Source organism: Hyphomonas sp. GM-8P, from assembly GCF_003263315.1.
In the GTDB taxonomy this organism is placed as follows: Bacteria; Pseudomonadota; Alphaproteobacteria; order Caulobacterales; family Hyphomonadaceae; genus Hyphomonas.
On record NZ_AWFE01000082.1, the window covers coordinates 1 to 19,854 of the forward strand.

Consider the following 19,854-nt stretch of genomic DNA (forward strand, 5'->3'; position numbering starts at 1 on the left):
GACGCACCGTCCGCCCACCTGACTGATGGGATAGATACCAACGCGGAGACAGGCTGAGGTGGCTGTGCGGCTCAGGAAAGCGCTATGGTGCGGGCATAATCCCGCCACCCGCCTTCAGCCGCAAGGAAACCGTTGAAGTCTTCCCTTGTCAGCAGCGCGTAATGGAACTCATTGCCGCTCGCTAATTGCTCTGCCGCTTCGCGCTTTGCGACGACAACAGGATCGTCTTCCTTCCAGGCCGATTTGACCTCAATGAGGTAGATTTCACCGCTTTCGCGAATGACCATAAAGTCCGGATAATAATTGCAGACCGTGTGGGATTCAGGGTGAATGTAATTAACGCGGAAGCCCGACTGACCATGGACAAGCATGCCAGTGAAATAGATGCGGTCCACTGCGTTCAGGCCAAGCACGCGTTTGAAGAAGTCGACTTCAGGCTGGCTGTCGAAGCAATAATGGTCGAGGTGGAACGTTCGGTCACGGTGCTTTGTGTGCTCCGGATAGTCGCGACCGGCTACAAGATGTGGCTTTGCTCGGAAGCGGAATGAGGGCGGACGGTTGTTTGTGGCATTATAGCCTTTGACGAGTTCAATCTCCTCCTCGGAGTCACTGCCGAAAGGTTCGATTTCGAACAGGGCGCGGAACAGGGTTGGAATAATAATGTCGTAGAGAATGTCGTTCGACGTATTCACGAGTTCGACAATGCGCCCCATTGCAGGTGACGCCCCTTCAAGCAGCTCCTCAATGTCGAAAGGCGAAATGCCGTCACCAGAGAAATATCGTGCAATTTCGCCCGTCAGGGTGAAGGCCGTAAAGGCGCGGTTCTCAAGCCTGTCGGTGATATCCTCCGACGTCCCCTTGTCGGAATTGATATTCTTTCGGCGGCGTAGCGCGGCGCGATAGGTTTCAACCACCTCGTCTGACAGATCGAATGTAATCGTTTCGGGCTTATCTTTACGCTTGGTCCGAAACAATTCTCGCCGGCGCTTCATTTTCAGAACGACCGGTGGAGGTACGGCCGCAACCTCATAGACTTCAGACTCATCGCCCTTTTTCGGGCCGAGTTCCTCCGTAGTTACGCGGAAGTTCTGTTGTAGCTCATCTTCCAGGATCTGCATGTTTTCGGCGGAAAGGTAGATCCGCCCGGTTTCCTGAATGTCGCCGATAGAGCGCAGGCAGCGCATCGTGGACTGCAGGACGAAAATCTTAGACTTGGGCTTGCGATAGAGCGCAACGCCAAACAGCGACCGGCAATTCCATCCCTCGCGGCCCTTGCCAACAAGCAGTATGAATTGCTTCTCAGATTCCGGCGTATCGAGACGATTGAACTCGCGGATGTCTTCTGCGGTGGTATGTTTGTCGTCGCCAACGTTCACCAGTATGCGGGTTGTAGGTATCCCGAGCGACGCCATCACCCTTTCCAGCGCGGGGCGCAATTCGCCCGTCAGCTCATCAATGGTGGAGGCGAAAATAGCGAGCTTGGGCAGCATCCCCTCGCGGCGGCTTTCGCCTTCCTTGGTCCAGAAATCCGTCACGAGTTCGCGCAGGAAATCGTTGCTCTTGACGTTGCCTGAATAATCGATGAACTCGGGCTGTTTCAGGTATTTGTTGTCGATCGCCGCCTTCAAGCCATAGGCGTAGACGACCTCCGGCATGATGCGATCTTTCACATAGGGCGTGCCTGTGAAGTTGTAGCAGCCGACCACCGATGTCTTGCGCGCCTCAAGCGCGCGTGCCAGTTCGTCGATAGTTGTGCGTAGCGCGGAGGCGTCCTTGGCCTGGCCAAGATCCTTCTCAAGCGACGCACCCATGGAGTGGTGGGCCTCGTCTACGTATATGCCAAGTTGGGGCAAACGGGCGATACGTTGGAAACGGGCATTGACCGCCAGATCTGCATCGCTTTCCGGCGCTTCTTCTCCGAGCATTTCATAGAGCTCGCCGTAGACCTCAGACAGAGAGCCGGTGCGCTCCGAAAAGAGCCTGTCAGTTGTCGATGGCTCAGCGCTACGGCGCCTCAGGATAATCTTCTGCGTGTTTGAGATGATTACGTTGAAGGACGATCCGTCCTGCGCGCCGATGGTCGAAGCCGTATCGTCAAGGAAATGAAACTTTAGATTGGCGCGGAGGAAGTTGGCGTATTCCGGTGGAACGACCAGATCGAGGTCAAAGGTCTGAATTTCCTTGAGGGACTGGAGCACCGTTTTGTCCGGCGCGAAAACCAGCGCGTTCTTGCAGAACCGATCATCCTTCCCGAACTTGTTAGCGAGTAGGAACTCATAGAAAATGCACGTCGCCATCAGGATCGTTTTGCCGAGCCCCATGGTCAGTGCGAAAATATAGTTCGGGTAGGCCCGCGCCCGCTCGCTCAGGCGGGCGAAGATTTCCTCATACTGTTCGTCGCCTTCGAGTTCGAGAAAGCCGAGCAGGCTGCCCTGGCCCTTGCGGTCGGCACCGGTCGTCTGGAACCCCTCGAACAGGCCTTCATTCCTGGCCCATTCGCGGAAGAGGTCATGGACGTGGCGGTTCTCGCCGAACTCTTTCAGGAAGACATAGATCTCCAGGGCCTCGAACTGCGGCTGACGGAGATAGGCGTCGCTACGCAATTCGGGATCGTTGAAGTCGAGAAACTGCTTGGTCAGCTGTTTATAGCGCCGCCTGATGGTGCCCTTATTGTCGGCATAGAAATTAAGGAGCGCCTGGAAGAAGGCGAAGTCCTGTCGAATCGTCTTCTTCCCCTTAGACATTTTCGATCTCCCCTTCCCAGGACTCCGAGAGAAGATCGGTGATCTTAACGCGGATCGTTGAGGCGTCGGTGGGGATCAAATATCGGCCCGCGACCAATGCCTCGCCCTCTGGCGCATCGACGATTCCCGGCGTGAGCACCGCGCCATCATAATTCCAGTCCACCTTGATTGTCTCAACGAGCTGCCGCCAGTCCTCGACCGCGTCGGCTTCCATGGAGAGCTTCTGCAACAGATTCATCGGATAGAAGCCTACAACGACAAGATGACCGTCCTCGATCTTGAGGCGGGCATCCGAGGCGCGCTTGAAATGCAAATGCGCTTTATCGCGGATGAGATCGGTGACGATGACTTCGATGTCGAACGGCTTCGCTGCTTTGACGAGCTCGGGGCCGAGATCCGGTTCGTGCCCCATGCAGACAAGATGGATGCGCTCGACAGGCTTGTTCGGAGCTTTCGCTGCGCGCGCTTCAAACGCCTTGAAGTCGAGCCCATTGATGACCTCGTTTAAGTCCGCCCGTGTAGAGATACGGTTTACCGGCATGATCTTGACGAGATACTCCTCTCGTTGACCATCGAACACGCTTCCAGCAGCAAGCGGCTGCAGCTCCATCGCCTCCCGGATCAGCTCTTTTGCCTCAACGGGATTGCGGAACAGATCGTAATTGTTGACATTGTAAACTTCAAAGCCGGTGTAAAATTTCGACGGCTTAGTCTCGTCATCATTGGCGAAGAGATCTGTCGCTCCAGTCTCAAGGTCACAACGCACACCGTTCAGGCGTTTAGTCGTTGTCTCAATAGCCCCAAGATTGATGTCGGCGCCTATAAAGCGCCGTCCGAGCTTCATAGCGACGGCTTGTGTGGTTCCAGAGCCCATGAAGAAATCCAGGACGATATCGCCATCATCGGTGCAACAACTTAGAATCCGCTCCAATAGCGCCTCTGGCTTTTGCGTTGGATAATTCGCTCTTTCAATGGCTTGAGAATTCACCTCCTTAATGTCTGTCCACAGACTTTGCACAGGCATCCCTTTTAGTTCATCCGCAAAGCTCTTTCTACGGATTCGAGCATTTGGATTATCAGGAAAATGAAGCCTACCTTCGCGATCCCATTGCTCCATTTTTTCTTTTGTTATCATCCAGCCATTTGGCGGCGATGTGTACCCCTTATAATCGTAGATTAGATTTGGTCGGTAAGCAGGATTCACCAGGCTAGTCGGTTGATACAAACGGCCTTTATCATCCTTATACGTAAATCGTGACTCAACATACTCTTGGTACTCGGTGGAGTCTTTGTTATACTGAGGATAGAATTTCGCATTTGAAGTCTTTGAATAAAAAAGTATCGTGTCAGTCGATTCACCAAATTGGTTAGAGCTGTGAACGGCGCTCGTGCTACCTACTCGACGCTTCCAAACAATTTCGTTTCGAAACGAAGAAGGTCCAAATATTTCATCCAGGAGTGACCTGATCAGGTAATTCTTGCCTGAATCGCAATGGAAGAAAATGCTCCCGGAATCCGACAGCAGCTCCCGCGCAATTGCTAGACGTTCATAGATGAACTGCAGAAACTGATCGTTATTCCAAATGTCTCCATACTGCTTGTCTTCAAACGCGGAATATTCTGGGCCCACTTCTTCGCCGCGAATTTTTACCTTCTTCTTATAATCCGCCCCGCTATCAAACGGTGGATCAATATAGATCAGATCGACGTTGCCCCGGAACTCACGCAGCAGATGCGACATAACCTGAAGATTGTCGCCCCAGAAAATCTTGTTCCACCAGCCGTCGGTCGGATCGCCATAGGCTTCCTTCTTCTGCGCCGGAAAATACTGGGTCGAGCGGAAGGGACGCTTCCCGGCCCAGCGCAATTCCGGAAACCCACGGATCGGGGGCAAGTCAAATTCAAATGTTTCGAAGGCTTCCTGCTTCTCTTTACTCATGGTGCCCCGCCTTCCGGTCTCTTCTAAAGTTCATACTCAAATTCAGGCCCGACAGAATGTCATGTCGCAAAATGACCGGAAGTCACAGTTTTTGCACAGCTTTTCCGGCCTTTCCTTCAGCCCATAGTCCTTCGCAACGATTCTGCCCACCACACGATCAATCTGTTCGATGGTGCTCTTGATATCCGCCGTTTCCCGCGGAAACACGATCCGCGGGTTTCCGGACTCCTCGCTCGTATAATAGAGTGCCATCCGGTCAACCCGCACGCCGCGCTTCTCCTCAAAGAGATGCGCATAGATTTGAAGCTGTCGCCGATAGCGGGCGAGCTTATCCGCATCATCGACGAGGTCAGGCTTCTTCTCGGTTTTGAAGTCGATAATCTCCCAGGCCCCATCCTCGGCCTCGATCAGATCAACATTTCCGGTGAGGACATAGTCATCCTTGAGGAGGCTCAGCTCGACTTCGGCATCGCGCAATCGGTGCCAGTTCGCGCGTTCTCGATCGACATATCGCGTCACATGCTCCCGCGCAACGCGCAGGACATAGTCGACAAGGTAGACCCGTTCCTTCTGCGAGATGTTGGTGTAATTCGCATTGAACCAACGATCGATCTGCTCGGCAGTGACCGATCTTTCTTCGCCGCGCAGCACTGCCTTGTGGATGTCCTCAATCGTCTGGTGAACGAGCGTGCCAAACAGAATGGCGTTGGTGCGTACGGGTGCAAATTCGAGCTCCTTGAAGAAACGATACTGCTGTGGGCAGCCCTCGAACACCAGAACGTCGGAGGTAAAGGAATAGCTGTTCTTGAGGTTACTCCGCTTGACCTCGGCAAGCTCGATCTGCGAACGGTCGAAGGTCTGATCGCGCCAACAGCGCAGCGACGTGTAGACCGGTTGAAAATAGGCAGACGGTACATTGCGCTGACCACGTCCCTTCGGCGTATTCTCCTGACAGGTCAGAACAAGCATATTCTGTGCCCTTGAGAACGCCGTGTAGAACAGCCGCCAGAAGTCGAATGTCTTGATCCTGTCTAACGGCTCAAACGGCTCGCCATCGCCGAATTCATCCTCAAGCAGGTCATCCAGAACGGAGTGCTGCCGGCGCGGAACAGCATCGAGTGAGCCGCAGATGACGATCGGGAACTCAAGCCCCTTTGACTGGTGGATCGTCATGAAAGAAACGCAGCCAGACGGCGCGTAATCAGACTCGTCCTCATACTCCTCAATGCCGCCATCCCAGAGGAAGCGTATGAAAAGATTGAAGAGCGTCGTCAGATCCCGTTCGAGCCGCTCTGGCCGAATAACAATGACGTTGTATAGGTACTCATACTTGTTGAGCAGGCGGGAGAGTTTGGCGAGGTTACGCGCCGGGCGGCTGTCGCGAACGCCACCATGCGCAATGTCGGCTCCCAGATACCGGCTGAAGGTTGGGAATTGGATGAGGTCATAGAACAGGCTGGCGAAGGAATAGTTGGTGTTCTCGGATAGTGTCAGGTGACGCTTGGCCGTATCCCGGGCCCAGGCCATGATCTGACCGTCCTCGCCCGTTTTCAGATGCGCAATGAAGTCCGACAAGCAGCGATCATAATAGGCCCAGACGTTTAGCTGCATCCCTTCGCGTGTCGCCCGGATCGAGCCGTATTGCGGAAACAGGAACATGTAGGCGCCAATGATGAGGCGGATCTCCTCACGCTCAAAATACATGTTCGAACGCGGCGCATAGATCGGGATGCCCGTAGCCTCGAGGTCATTTGCGAAGCGGACGACTTTGTCGTTACGAACCGAGCGGAACAGGAACGCAACCTGGTTCCAGTCCTTTATAATCTTCTTCGTGCGCAGGTCCTGAAGGAATGAGATCGCCTCATCGGCCCAATTATCCTCTCCGTCGGCCCCAGAGACCTTGAAGACAACCGGCCGTTCCGCACGATCCAGGCTCTCGGCTTCAATGACCTTGGGATATCGATAGCTGCGATCTTCGCCCTCCCAATCCGCAAGCTCCATCCATTCATTGTAGAATTCGACGATGTCTGGATGGGACCGGTAGTTCTTGGTGAGATTGATCTGCGTGCACTGGCCCGGCGCGAAGCGCTTCGGAAATTCGAGAATGTTGCGAATGGACGCGCCCCGGAACCGATAGAGCGCTTGGTCGTCATCCCCCACGACGCAAATGTTGGAGTGCTGAGAGGCGAGCTTGAGCACAATCCGCTCCTGGATCGTGTTCGTGTCCTGATACTCATCGATCATCAGATAATCGAAGCGCGCGCAGAGTTTCTCACCGACCTCGGGAATGTCGAGAAGGCGCAGAACCTCGACCTGGATCGTCGAGAAATCGATATAGTTGAATTGTTCGAGAAGCTCCTGATAGCGCCGATAGGCTTCGCCGATGGCGACAAGCTCGGGATGCGCGGCGACCGCGAGCGCAGATGGATCGACGGCCTCTTCAGCCACCTTGTTAAGATAGCCGCAAAGGGTCTCTGCGACGCGCCAGCTTGGCACGTTGTTGGACGGTCGGATCAGCCCATCCAGTCCATCGATGTCGTCAAACGCGGAAAGCCGTTGGTAGACGAAATATTGCTGATCGAATTGGTCAAGGATCGTGTAGTTGCGGCGGATGCGAGAGAAGGCGCGGAACTCATCGAGAATGTCCAGGAAGGTTGAGTGGAGCGTGCCGACCGTCAGGTCCAGCGGGTTGAGCTTGGAGCTCGCGCGTTGCATGCGGCTTGCGATCCGCGTCTTCAGCTCTTTTGCCGCCTTTTCCGTAAATGTCGAAACAAGCACCCGTTCCGGCTCGACTTCGCGCTGTGCCAGCAATTTGATTGTGCGCTCAACGAGACAATAGGTCTTGCCCGAGCCGGGGCCGGCTACAATCAGAACAGGCCCGTCAAGTGTGTTGATCGCCTTTTGCTGTTCGGCATTAGGGCCTTGGATGCTGGGCTGCATGCTTCTGATTTCCGGGTCTGGTCTTTGACGGCATACCTTCTGGGTTCCAATTCGCCAACCGTACGCTTAGGTTGATCCCCATCTATCGACCTACCCCCCATTCGTCTGCCGCGTCACCCACCCCGCCCACCAGGACATCATCTCCACCCGCTCTGCCCAATACCGCGCCCGGTTGTAAATCGATCTCACCCCCTTGGTGTCGACATGGGCAAGCTCTGCCTCGATCGCATCCGGGTTCCAGAGCCCACTCTCATTAAGGAGGGTAGACGCGCTCGCCCGGAACCCGTGCGGCGTCATCTCTGCCCCCGGAAACCCCAACCGTTCCAGCGCACCGTTCATCGTGTTCTCGCTCATCGGTCGCTCGGGATTGGTCATAGCCGGAAAGACAAAGTCCTCCGGCCCACTCGTCCCGCGCAGATCGATAAGCAGATGCAAAGCGGCCGGCGGGAGAGGCTTGCGATGCTCTCGCCGCATCTTCATGCGCTCAGCCGGAATGGTCCACACAGCCTTGTTGAAATCGAACTCCGACCATCTCGCATGCCGAAGCTCGCCAGGGCGCGGAAAGAGCAGCGCCATGAGCTTCAGCGCCTTTGCTGTGCCTCCCCTGCCCTCATAGCGCCAGATCGCCCTCACAAGACAACCGAACTCGTCCTCGTCGGTAATGGCGGGCATATGCCGGACCTTCGGAGAGATCAGCGCTCCGCGCAGGACCGGCGTCGGATCACTTTCGGCTCGAAGCGTCGCCACCGCATAGCGGAACACTTCCCCAATCGTGGTCCGCAGCCGTTTGGCCGTTTCATAATTGCCACGGCCCTCGACTGAGCGGAGCACGGCCAGTACGTCGGCCGGCTTGATCTCGGTAATCAATCGCGGCCCGAGATCCTCCCGGGCAAGGTCCAACAGCCAGGCCTTCTTGCTAAGTGTTGTCTCGGCAAGTCCGTCCAGCCTGCGCTTGCGGAGGAACTCATCGGCAATCGCGTTGAAACTCTCAGGATCGGCTTTCCTGCGTCCCGGACGGATGGACTTGCGCACCCCGCCAGGATCGATGTCCTGCTTCAGGAGCCGCTTCGCCTTGAGGCACTTCTCCCTTGCCTCTTCGAGCGTCACGATCGGCCAGGCGCCGAAGGACAGCGTCTTCTGCTTGCCCTCAAACCGGTAGTTCATCCGCCAGAGTTTAGAGCCAGTGGGCACGACCAGAATGTAGAGCCCGCGACCGTCTGCCCGTTTATAGGATCTCGCCTCCGGTAATAGGGCGTCGATATCTGTGTCGGTGAGTTTCATGAGCTGCTTCACGGGACAACAAGTGAAGAAGCGAAAAGGGTACCAAATTCCATCGACCTCAAACAGGTCACATGGTACCGAGAAACATAAATTCCAATTAAATCAAGGAATTGGTGCCCAGAAGAGGACTCGAACCTCCACGCCTTGCGGCACACGGACCTGAACCGTGCGCGTCTACCAATTCCGCCATCTGGGCACGAAGATTGGAAGGCGGGGATTTATAAGCCCAAGCCGTTCGCGTCAACGTCCAAACCCACAAAGTTCTACAAATCTGTGCGCAAGACCATAACGGCCGCGCAGGAAGATAGTATCCAGAAGAGATCAATCTGGCTCTGAAGCCCGTGAAAGCAGGATCTTGTCCCCATCACGCTCGGTCTCGAGAGAAAACATGATCACAAGAGACCCGACAAAATCCTCTTCCTGCCCGACATAGATGCTCCCGCTGATGCGCTCCGCCGCAAGGGCCGAATCTTCGATTCGGACCTTTGTTCGTGCGTACCGATTCAGTTCGGCAAGGACATCCCCCACGGAAGTGTCATCGAACTGGATGCGGCCGGTTCGCCACATCGCTGCCTTCGCAGGATCGACATCCGAAACCGATTCCACGCCGTCCTCCCCAATGATCAACCGCTCTCCCGGTACGAGCTCCCGTCCACCAGTCCCTGCCGGTGAACCGGAAAGGAGCCCAAACCCCCATCGCTCGGCCGGGACCGGGGAGACAACAACGGAGCCCCGCATCAGAGTGACCGCTACAGCGCCTGCGTTTGCGTAGACATCGAACTCGGTACCAAGGGCCGTTGTCCTGTGACCTTCAGCATCGACAACAAAGGGCATCTCATCCTTCTCGACCTCGAACAGGGCCTGCCCGCGTATGAGCCGGATATGGCGCTGGTTGCGGGTAAAGGACACCTCTGCCTCGGTATCGGTATTGAGCGTCATTTGTGACCCATCGGCGAGCTCGATAGTACGTTGCTCGCCAAGGCTGGTTGCATACTGGACCGGCTCAGGGTGAGCGAGCGTCCCCACGACGAAGTACGATACTGTCGCCAAAGCCAGTGCCGCCGCGATCCCGGATAGCCATCCCGCCCGCGCTTTCACGAAGCGCCCTCGCCTCTGTGGTCCCGCTTCTACCGCCTCGATGTAGCCAAGAGAGGCTTGGTCCAACACGGCAAGACTGGCTTCGACCTTCTGGAACGCGGCGGCGTTCCCGGGATCGCGTTCCCAGTCCAGGAATGCCTCCCAGGTTTCAAGATCGAGGTCTGGATCCTGCAGGTCACTGTACCAACGGGCCGCAGCGTCCAGGCTGCCTAGACGGTCCATTTCGCATGTCATCAGTCTGGTCTCGCACGCGCCAAGCTCTTCGCAATACTCGCCAACGCCTCAGCGATGTCATTCCTCACCGTCCTTGGCGATACGGAAAGCCGTCGCGCAATCTCGTCATGCGTCAGCCGTTCGAAGCGGCTGAGATGCAGAACCTCCCGCTGGCGCGGCTTCAAGGCGCCGATGGCCGTCTCCGCGATTGCCAGCAACTCCGTATCGATCACCTGCGTCTCGGGCGTTGCAGAGCGCGGACAGGCGAGCACGTCATTCAGGGTACCGATCTCGGCCGCCGATCGCCGGTGCTTCACATATCCCGATTTCAGATAGTCCAGCGTGAGATTGCGCAAGGTCGTGAACAGGAGCGGTCTCAGCTCCCCGGCTCCCTTATCCGGATAGGCTCGCCGTACCGAAAGGAACGCGTCCTGGACAAGGTCTTCGGCGTCTGCGGCATTGCCTATCCGTATCCGGCCGAACCTCACCAGCTCGTCGTAGTGCAGGCGAAAGATCTCGTTGAGTGCTGCACTCCCCTTCAACATGAACGTTTCCCCGACCAGGGGCGGTCTCGCAGCGCGCAAGCGATCTGGTTCCTGCATCGTCACTTGCGCCCGGCTCCTCGATCACCAGATTGCCTGTCGGCTCTCGCAAGCGCCTCGGCGACCTCCGCAATGGCGCTGGCAAGATCGGTTTTGACTGTCGTGGCAGAAACTGACAGGTGCTGCGCAATCTGGTCGTATGTCAGGTGTTCCAGACGATGCAGGATCAGCGCTTGCCGGCGGCGCGGCGCCATCCCCGCAATTGTCTTTTCGGCGATGCCAAGCAATTCTGCGTCGATGAGTTGGGTTTCTGGTGTCACCGTTCGGGGACAGGACAAACGCTCATCCATGTCAGACAATTCGACGGACGCTTGCCGGCGTCTCGTATTGCCGGACTGCAAGTAATTGAGGGTCAAATTCCGGAGTGTTGTAAATAGGAGCGGTCGAAGCTCGTCTACCGTCCTGTCGGAATAGGCGCGCCGGACCGCCAGAAAGGCATCTTGTACCAGGTCCTCGGCATCCATCGCATTCCTGATCCGACTGCGGCTTAAGCGAACCAACTGATCAAAGAGAGACCGATACAATTGACCGACCGCCTCTGCACCCGGTTCAGAAGCGGGCGCGAGCTTCACTTGGAATCCCGGCGACTTGAGCCTTTGGCTTGGAACGTCCTGCCCTCCTGAAGCGTTCGCCTGACGCACGACCATTGCTGCCGATGCTGACCGAATGACACGCTCAGTCATGAGAGCTTGCACTGTCATCTTTGCCGAGCACCGCTCCTGAATGGAAGGGAGAGCCACTTTCGATTAAAGTGTGCTTCGCAGGTTGCCAAGGTTTGTGCAAAGTCACCTCTTTGGTCTCCGTCATACCGATTTGAGTAGTATACTCCGTGGAAGTATACTACTCAACACGTTCATTCTCGGATCATGGACATCCGGGAAATCTTCGCATTCAATTTGAAGGCATTCCGAAGAGCCAAAAGGCTCTCTCAGGAAGAACTGGCTCACTTGGCTGGTATTGATCGGACCTATGTCAGCCTGTTGGAGCGGCGGGTATACAGCGCGAGCATTGATGTAGTTCAACAGCTCGCAACGGCGCTCGACGTCGAAGCTGACGAACTCCTCAAACGGCCTGTCAAAGCTAGCAAGTAAGCCTCTGAAGCCCAAAGATTTTCGCATTACGAAGAACCATCTAGGTGATCTTCGATTGCGAACAATCTGCCGCAACCACGCCGAACGCACATGTGCCCACCGGGTGTAGACTCTTGCTCGTCTCGCGCCTTTGGCATCGAACTGCCGACGCACCACTATCATCTTTGCCACCGGAAAAAATAATCCCAAAATGGGATTATCCACAATTGGGATTACGAGGGCAACTAATTTCTTGCCTTTGGTGTCGTGGTGAACAAAACCCTTCGAACTCCCGCACATCGAAAGCTTGTTCAGGAATTGAAAAAGGCACGGCGTGAAGCCGGCCTATCCCAGCAACAAGTCGCTGATCTTCTTGGCGTACCGCAGTCCTACGTGGCGAAGATCGAGCTTGGGGAACGCAGAATTGACGTCATCGAGTTTCTGAAATTCGTCGAAGCCTTGGACGCTTCCTGGTCGGACATCCTTGGACAGATCGATACGGCCGGCTCATAGCGCCGGGAGGTGCGCCGGCATTCCAAGCGGCACGCTCGCTGCTAGCGTCATCGAATTGAGAATGGCCAATGTGAGTTCTCATCGGCCTTGATTAGCCGAGAAAGAAACGTTGCAGGAAGCTTCCGCTCGGAGGCCGAGAGCGAATGGTCAGCTTCTGGGGAAAACTGCGATAGATGTCGATCAGTCCAAGACAAGGTAAGTGACGGCACCTTTGAACCGCCACCCACATAATGAATCCGTACGTTCAATGACTTGGCCAAGATCTTGCCGGACTGGCCGGTGCCGAGGCCGTCCATCCGAATATCCTAAAATGGAAAAATCCCTTTTTGGAATTAGATCGGTTCGCGTTCCCGAGCAACAGGACGCGAAGTGGCCCGCTCCCTCCGAGACACGCGGTACCGGCCAGACCGGCAAGTCAGCCCGCATTCGCCGCCGGTACATCTCCCGCCGCTCGGTAGTCATTGCGGCGGTTGAGCGGTTTCGAAAGCCGCCCTGATTTCCATTAAAAAACAATCTGAGATTGCTCGACTCAATTGTAATTCTTTCGCCGAATCGATATGAACAAAATTAGAACACGTGGCGGCGAAGGACTGGATTCATGGCGACCACAATCGATGCCGGATTCTCTCAGTTCCTGAGCACACTTCGGGCCACACCCGTCGAAACTGCCCAAGCGAAAAGCCATAGATCAAGTATTGAAGCGGCGATGATCGCCAAGTTCGGCATGACGACCATGTTTCGAACCGGCTCCTTTGGAAACGGAACCAATATCAGCGGTTTCAGCGACGTCGATTATTTTTGCGTAATACCAAGAGACAAATTGTCGAATGACTCGTCTTCCACCCTAGCCTCAGTCGCAAGTGCAATGAGAGCGCGATTTTCGACAACTAGCGGCATCCGAGTGAACGGCCCCGCCGTGCGACTTCCATTTGGTCTGGACGGCGCGGAGGCAACAGAATTGGTCCCCGTTGACTATACAGGCCAAACTCTTCTCGACTTCAGAAAATTCGACATGCCGGACGGCAACGGAAGTTGGATGTTCAGCGCTCCCGAGTCCCACAATGCTTACGTGACCAATCGGGACAAAAAAATGGTTGGCGAACTCAAGCCACTTATCCGCTTTGTGAAGGCTTGGAAGTATTTTCGATCCGTTCCAGTCAGCTCATTCTATCTGGAAATGTTCGTTGCGAAATACGCTCATAGCGAAGAAACCATCGTAAATCACATCGATTTGGCCCGCATCTTTCGTGCCCTAGCAGACAGCAGCCTTGGCGCCATTATCGACCCGAGATTTCCAAGTGACGGTCGGTATTTGTACGCAGCAAACACAAATGCACAACTAAGCTCGGCAATTGACGCGGTGCGTTTGGCCGCAACCCGTGCAGAACAAGCCTCCGCATACCAACTAAAAGACCAAACTAGGAACGCATTTGAACGCTATGGCGTTCTGTATAATGGCGCGTTTCCAATTTACTCTGGCTTTTGAAAGGCATGAAAGCGAAATGAATGAGGTAGTCGCAAAGCAAAACTCCTCAAAAGGGATTGGCATGTTGAAGGCGCGGCAACAGACTTATGCATGGGCCACCACTCTTCAGATTTTGCAGTTGATTGCAGGTGTGCTTGTTCCGATCACCGCGTCAATTTCTGCGCTGATATATCCTTGTACCCGCCCGTATCTCGCTTCGTTGGCGTTGCTTGTTCTTATTCTCGACATAGCGTTCATCGATAGGTGGATGTCGAAGTTCATTCGTCAAGCAGCGAAGCTGTCGGAATTGTTCGATTGCTATGTGTTGGAACTCGAATGGAACGAATTTGTCGCTGGCGAAGAGCCAACGCCAGAAAGCGTGTCGTTTGCGGCTTCAAAATTCTCGAGTTCCGCCAACGCAGTGGGAAAGCTCATGAATTGGTATCCAGTTTCCGTCGGACGGGCTCCGATTCACATAGCGCGTCTGGCGTGCCAAAGAACCAATCTCTGGTACGACGCAGAACTTCGACGGCGCTATTCGGATTGGGTTGTCGTAATTCCATTGCTAATTGTCGCGGTTTTTTTTGCAGTCGGCCTTGGAGCCAACCTCTTGTTTTCCGAACTTGTGTTGGCAATTGCAGTTCCACTGACACCACTACTCATATGGTCGATTCGAGAGCACTTTCGGCATCGTGACACGGCAGCCTCACAACAAGCACTACGCGCATCGGCAGACGCGCTTATGAAGTCTGTGAAAAGCGGTCCGGTGGTTGTTTCGGACCTTGAAGCAAAATCGAGAGAGTTCCAGGACGCAATCTACCTCCGTCGTCGCGCGAACCCTCTTGTATTTCCTGTCGTCTATTCGCTCCTTCGGAACGACATGGAACGCGACATGAACGCAGGGGCTGAAGAGTTACTCGAACGGATGGGATACTAGCAGGAACGCCTTGTGTGACTGTCCACGGTAAAAACGCCTGTAAAAACTCAGGACGTGAAAATGCTAATGCCTGGAAAGAAATGGCGGACCGGGCAGGGTGAAAGTTGGAAATTGCAGATTGGGCGCAAGGTGCGGGCAACTAGCTGATGAAATGAGCCGACGCCTAAGCTCGACCAAAGATGCATCAGGTGCCCCGGCTGTCAGGCAAGAATCAGTAATATCCAGAATTGCCGGGGAGAGGCGAGCTCAGCGGTGCATTCGATTGGAATATTCTTTTAAAAACAGGACCATTCTAATCTTAGGGTTAACAATTTCTTCGGTCAGGAAAACTAGTGTAGCTCCGAAATGAAGCTTCCCTGCTGGAAGCCTGCCCGTAAGAAAGCTCAAAAGGTTTCGGATACTCGCAGATGACGTTAAATGTGATCGCAGAACGTTGGGCCGCCGATTTTGGGTTGGCACTCACTCCAATGTTTGCCGCAAGCGACACTGAGCAGGATGGAGAGCATGTCATTCTGCTTGACGGGAATTCGGGTACATTTGCGCTCTCGATGACGGATGAGCGGCTCTGGAAGCAACGCTTACCGGTAAATTGGGCGTGGTCTTCCGACGTTGCTCACCATGTGACAATGACCGATACGGAAGTTGGTGTAGTTCGCTGGGACGCTTACAAACCGGAAGTCTTTAGCAGACGCAGTGTTGAAGAAAAGCATCACGAGTTTTTCAACTTTCTTGCTGCGGATCGTATTCGCTCCAACAGAAACGTAACGAGCCACTTTGTAGATGCGTATCGGCGGATGCGGTCTCTCGTAGCAGACAGCCAATTGCCGGACGAAGATTCAACGAAGGCCTTCATTGGTCTGTTGGCACTTGCGCTCGAGAGGGCGCAGTCCACCAAACCGGAAATCGCTGGCGCGCTCACGACCAAATTCAATCAAGAGCGCAGTCTACTAGAGCGTATTCCGGAATCAGCTCGTGAATTCCTCGTAGAATTTCTTCTTGATACCGAAGATATTCGAGCAGACTTGACGCTAATTCCGACACTCGCATTTCGTCACGCGGGCAGTGCCATTTTCCAAGAAGCCCATTTTGAGCTGTTGCGATTTCCAAGCCCCGACCTTTTTGGCCATGTGGGAGCCGCCGAGGCCAAGAGCGTTTCCAGAGGAGGATCTCACTTTACTCCTCCCACACTAGCACGCAGTCTGACAGAAGAGGTCTTTCGTCAGGTAAGCGATATTCGTGAGCGACGCACGTTGACCATATTAGATCCCGCATGCGGTTCCGGAGCGTTTCTACACGAAAGTCTGCGTACATTAGAACGCATGGGGTTCAGCGGCAATCTTAGACTAATTGGGCGTGATATTTCCCCCTCCGCAGTCTCGATGGCGGAGTTTGTGCTTACACTTGCCGAAAGAGATTGGGCGCCCGAAGGCGGATTGTCGATTGACTTAAATGTCGGCGATTCTCTGAGCTCGAAAATGCCGACCGCTGACGTCGTGCTAATGAATCCGCCCTTTGTTGCATGGCCGACGATGACCGCGGAACAAAAGGAACAAATGCACGCTGCGCTTGGCTATCAAGTGAGTGGGCGCGGCGATCTGAGCATGGCATTCATAAGCTCAGCAATTGCTGGACTCTCTCCGGGCGGTGTATTGGGAACACTTATGCCCAACAGTTTGCTGAACCTTCAGTCTGCGGAAGCTTGGCGGCACAAAATAACTTCCGAAACCGACATTGCGTTTCTCTCTTCACTAGGCGACTACGGCCTGTTTTCTCACGCCTTGGTTCAAGTGGCCACGATGGTTCTAAAGAAGCCCGTCTCAGGGAACCAACGGGCGAGTTCAACCAAGTTTTTAGTCGCGTCAAACAGTTCTGACGCAACATCTCTGGCGTTGCGCCAGCTGCGCAAGTCGGCAAATGCTCAGCATGTAGCCGCCTTCGATCGCGATTACCAATTGTTCCAGACACCCAGAGAAACCCTGCTCAACCAACCAACCTGGAGACTTATTCCACCGAAGTCCAGGGAGGCCCTAGCGAGCCTCAACTCAACAGTAGGATTGTGCAGGGTCAATGACATTTTTACTGTCAGGCAGGGCATTCTTACGGGGCATAATTCAGCATTTGTCCTTGCTCGCAGCGAATTCGAGAACTTACCCAAGAGGGAACAAATTTGGTTCCGTCCGGCCGTCATGAATGACTCGATTTCCGCCGGAAAGATCAATGAGAGTTCATTTGTATTCTACCCGTATGATGCGGATGGCTTGACGCTGGAGAGCGAAGAAGAGCTGAGAAAAGCACTTCCTCATTACTCAAGTAAATGGCTCGACCCTAACCGAGAGCGCCTTGAGCACCGCTCCAGCCACACCGCGAGTGGAAGAGTTGATTGGTGGGGGCTAACCAGAGATCGACATAGCTGGGCAGCAACTAGTGCGCCTAGAATTGTTTCAAAGTATTTTGGTGCCGCCGGCGGATTTGCCCCTGACTTCGAGGCGAAATACGCAATCGTCCAAGGTTATGCTTGGCTTGCTGATGGTCTGCCTGTTCAGTCCGACGATGACATCAGCGACGTCCCTTTGACAACAATGCTCGCGGCGTATGTGGCTTTGCTAAATTCTAGTACCTTTCTCAAACTGCTCGATCTCCATTCTCCACAAGTAGCAGGCGGCCAATACAATCTCAGCCCTCGGTATGTGAATCTGATTCCTATTCCGCATTTCCCGTCTTTGCTGGTCGATAGGAAGTTTGGATCACTTGTTCTTCGACTTGCTGAGCTTGGAACCGCCCCCAACATCGGGGTACCAAGATGGCAGCAGCCGGTCGATCAGTTGGCCAACGAGCTCTACGGCGGCGTACTCGGAAGTTTGAGCTAGGCCATGCCTGACAAACTGATTGTCTCCCAAGCACAACTAGGCCAGCACTTTCAGAATGTTCAAGCACTTCTGATTGAACACACCACCGCAAATACAAAATTGGAGGTGAATTGGGGGGTGATGCCCGTTGCGGCTGGGCTAGTCGGCTCTGACTGTGAGATGGTTGAACGTCAGCGCGGTCCGAAAGCGTTTGTCGCGAGGTCCAAAAACATAACTGACAATCTGAGCGCTTGGTTTGGATATCGCGAGGAATGGGGGGCCGAAGCATCTGCGGGGGCAACTAACAGATTTTCATTCCGAGCCATGAGTCTCACGGTTCATTTTGGGCAAATTGGTGCGTTGAACAAACCTCAGATCTTTCGCGCTGAATGGTCGGGATTCACGAATTGGTCTGGCACTTCCCCATCATTTCAGGCCCCCGGTGCTGGGCATCCGCATTGGCAGTTCGACGCTATTGAAAGCTTCTTTTCCAATCATCAAGTTGTTGATGTTGATGATCTCCGGGAAGCATTGCGCAGCGATGAAACTGAAGAGGCTGTCTTGGAGTTTGAGCCCAATCAAGCCAATCTCTCTCAGTTGGATGAGCTTGAGTGCGCAACCCGATTGAGCCGCATGCACTTCGCTAGCGCTGCGGCATGGTGGAGGATCGGTGACCAAGGCCAACACGCGCATGCGCCAAGCTCAATAATTGAACTCAAAGCTTGGTTGGGGCGAACGCTAGAATACATTGGCGAAGAACTGGACCGTTTGGCCTAGTCATCTCATTTTCGGATCCGCAATAGCTGTAAGTGATAGCAAGTTGGTTGGCTCTTTTTCCCAATCCAACGGCACCAGAGATTGGCAATGACCTGACAAAACGGGCGCCAACCAGCTATCAATCGCCTCTGCCACATCCTTCTTCAGGTCTGCATACTCCGCCCGGATATAGTGCTTGCGAGCTACGCTCGCCGATTGCCCATGATTGTGCCAGACATCCAGCCAGCGCTCATCGATCCCGGCGTCGATAAGGTGGGTCTTCATCGTTCGACGCAGGTCGCGCGGATTCCACTCCGGAAACCCGAGCTTTTTGTTCAGCCGCTTGGCCGCCCGTGAGATCGCAGCAATGGTTAGCGGTTCGTCCGGGTTCCGAGGATTGGACATGAGGTACGGCGAACGCGGATGGGCGCGCTCCAAGCATCGTTCGACTAAAGGGGCCGCTGTTGAGGTGATAGGTAACTGGTGCGATTTGCCGTTCTTGGTCTCCGGCAGGACCAGCCATCCATCACGCCAATTGTTGGCCAAGCTCGTTGCGACCTCCGTCACCCGAAGCCCACCCATGGCGATCATCAGTTTCAGAACGCGATGCGTCGGATGGTTCTCATCCAGCGCCTGCCAGAGCGTCCTGAGCTCGTCGTTCGAGAGGAAACGGTCGCCGGGTTTGCCACGCGGAACTGTCGGCAACTGCTCGGCAATATTGGAAGCAATGCCATAGTCTCTGGCGCTTCCGCGAAAGTCGTAGCGGTTTTTCACAGCCCATTTCCATGCCGTGACGATGTAGGAGCGAAGATGCGCCGCGAACCTAGGGCTGCGGGCATAGCTTTCTGCCATCCAGGCCTGCAGATCCTGGATGGTCACATCTCCGGCGCGCGGCATGCCTCCATGGCGCGCCAAGAGAAACGGAAGCAAGGCGTATTTGCCATCGATCAGGACGCCTCGCACGCGCCCCGCCGAGGCGACACCTCGGCTCTTCATGTCGGCAACATAGTCCTCGAAGAAATTGGCCGCAGAGGCAGAAACCGCATCGGCCAGTTCCTCCGTTCGCGCAGCTGGAGTTGGCGCAAGCGCGCGCTTCTTCCGGAACTCCCCTGCCCGGGCTCTCGCCTCTCGCAAACCAATTTCCGGATAGGCGCCTATACGGACCCGGACTGTCTTGCCGCCCAGCTTTCGCACCGCTGAAAATGTCTTCGCGCCGGTCCTGGCGACCCTCACTTTCAGGCAGGATTCGATCGTATCGGAATACTCTCCGGGGTCGGTCACAGCCGAAAGCCAGGTATCGGTAAGGCGAAGTTTCCCCACGGTTTTTTAGCCTCCGGTTACCATATAGTTACCACGGAGCCATTTGTGAGCAAGAGCTAACTTTCGTACTCTTGTAATACCCTGTTTTTAGGGTCTTTTTGGCGATCCCGGCGAGATTCGAACTCACGAC

The 19,854-nt window shown here is 54.8% G+C and carries 14 protein-coding genes and 1 tRNA gene; 6 read left to right on the plus strand and 9 right to left on the minus strand.

Annotated features, from left to right (window positions below; all coding sequences use genetic code 11):
- Positions 1–71 precede the first annotated feature (71 nt).
- The 8 genes from HY26_RS12605 to HY26_RS12640 all read right to left on the minus strand — a co-directional run bounded on the left by HY26_RS12605 (position 72) and on the right by HY26_RS12640 (position 11,500).
- Complete coding sequence (locus HY26_RS12605; protein ID WP_112073774.1) at positions 72–2,744, minus strand: DEAD/DEAH box helicase family protein; 2,673 nt, start codon at positions 2,742–2,744, stop codon at positions 72–74.
- Positions 2,737–4,683 carry a site-specific DNA-methyltransferase gene (locus tag HY26_RS12610; protein ID WP_112073775.1) on the minus strand — a complete coding sequence of 649 codons (1,947 nt, stop codon included), beginning with the start codon at positions 4,681–4,683 and terminating at the stop codon, positions 2,737–2,739. The genes HY26_RS12605 and HY26_RS12610 overlap by 8 nt, the downstream gene beginning before the upstream one ends.
- A gap of 42 nt (positions 4,684–4,725) precedes the next feature.
- A complete protein-coding gene (locus HY26_RS12615; RefSeq protein WP_112073776.1) occupies positions 4,726–7,623 on the minus strand; it encodes an ATP-dependent DNA helicase in 2,898 nt (965 codons plus the stop codon).
- A gap of 90 nt (positions 7,624–7,713) precedes the next feature.
- A complete protein-coding gene (locus tag HY26_RS12620) occupies positions 7,714–8,904 on the minus strand; it encodes an integrase arm-type DNA-binding domain-containing protein (RefSeq protein WP_112073777.1) in 1,191 nt (396 codons plus the stop codon).
- A gap of 111 nt (positions 8,905–9,015) precedes the next feature.
- Positions 9,016–9,100: transfer RNA gene (locus tag HY26_RS12625), tRNA-Leu, on the minus strand.
- A gap of 125 nt (positions 9,101–9,225) precedes the next feature.
- The gene (locus HY26_RS12630) at positions 9,226–10,224 is read right to left on the minus strand and encodes a FecR family protein (protein ID WP_158531492.1); all 999 of its coding nucleotides are present in this window, start codon (positions 10,222–10,224) and stop codon (positions 9,226–9,228) included.
- Between the two features lie 11 nt (positions 10,225–10,235).
- Complete coding sequence (locus HY26_RS12635; protein ID WP_158531493.1) at positions 10,236–10,760, minus strand: RNA polymerase sigma factor; 525 nt, start codon at positions 10,758–10,760, stop codon at positions 10,236–10,238.
- 59 nt (positions 10,761–10,819) lie between these two features.
- Positions 10,820–11,500 carry an RNA polymerase sigma factor gene (locus HY26_RS12640; RefSeq protein ID WP_158531494.1) on the minus strand — a complete coding sequence of 227 codons (681 nt, stop codon included), beginning with the start codon at positions 11,498–11,500 and terminating at the stop codon, positions 10,820–10,822.
- A gap of 183 nt (positions 11,501–11,683) precedes the next feature.
- Between HY26_RS12640 and HY26_RS12645 the strand changes: the two genes are divergently transcribed.
- The 6 genes from HY26_RS12645 to HY26_RS12670 all read left to right on the plus strand — a co-directional run bounded on the left by HY26_RS12645 (position 11,684) and on the right by HY26_RS12670 (position 18,425).
- Positions 11,684–11,908, plus strand: a complete 225-nt coding sequence (locus tag HY26_RS12645) for a helix-turn-helix domain-containing protein (protein ID WP_112073781.1) — start codon at positions 11,684–11,686, stop codon at positions 11,906–11,908.
- Between the two features lie 246 nt (positions 11,909–12,154).
- Positions 12,155–12,400, plus strand: coding sequence for a helix-turn-helix domain-containing protein (locus HY26_RS12650; RefSeq protein ID WP_233351618.1), 246 nt, complete (start codon positions 12,155–12,157; stop codon positions 12,398–12,400).
- 598 nt (positions 12,401–12,998) lie between these two features.
- A complete protein-coding gene (locus HY26_RS12655; protein ID WP_146740226.1) occupies positions 12,999–13,886 on the plus strand; it encodes a nucleotidyltransferase in 888 nt (295 codons plus the stop codon).
- Entirely contained in the window at positions 13,855–14,802 is a 948-nt protein-coding gene (locus HY26_RS12660; protein WP_146740227.1) for an S-4TM family putative pore-forming effector, read from the plus strand. Before HY26_RS12655 ends, HY26_RS12660 begins: the two co-directional genes overlap by 32 nt.
- A gap of 407 nt (positions 14,803–15,209) precedes the next feature.
- Entirely contained in the window at positions 15,210–17,669 is a 2,460-nt protein-coding gene (locus HY26_RS12665) for a class I SAM-dependent DNA methyltransferase (protein ID WP_112073784.1), read from the plus strand.
- A gap of 3 nt (positions 17,670–17,672) precedes the next feature.
- Positions 17,673–18,425, plus strand: coding sequence for a hypothetical protein (locus HY26_RS12670; RefSeq protein WP_112073785.1), 753 nt, complete (start codon positions 17,673–17,675; stop codon positions 18,423–18,425).
- Here the strand turns inward: HY26_RS12670 and HY26_RS12675 are convergent, their stop codons facing one another.
- A complete protein-coding gene (locus HY26_RS12675; protein WP_112073786.1) occupies positions 18,426–19,724 on the minus strand; it encodes an integrase family protein in 1,299 nt (432 codons plus the stop codon).
- Positions 19,725–19,854: the final 130 nt, after the last annotated feature.